The sequence below is a fragment of the Bartonella sp. AP58NXGY genome (assembly GCF_042195785.1).
Classification (GTDB): domain Bacteria; phylum Pseudomonadota; class Alphaproteobacteria; order Rhizobiales; family Rhizobiaceae; genus Bartonella.
This window is the reverse complement of the sequence record NZ_JBHIOY010000158.1, coordinates 613-879: the sequence shown is the minus strand read 5'-3', so window position 1 is coordinate 879 and position 267 is coordinate 613.

Genomic DNA, 267 nt, shown 5'->3' with positions numbered 1-267 from the left:
GAATTCTGCCAATTTAAGAAAAACTATTTTGATTGCAAAGATCCTGAAATTACTTTACACGTTAAAAGGTGTTTTGGTCGCATACGCAACGACCAATAGGGCCTTGAAAACCCTATAATCCGAACGCGAAGATAAACCTGCTTTGCGGGTATCCCGGAATTCCGGGAGTTTTTGCTATGTCCAGGTGCGTTTTCGTACTAAAAGCAAAAAGGCTGATTCGGATTCAGTATTTTCAAGCTCCCGGAATACTCATTGCGAGGGCGCTCG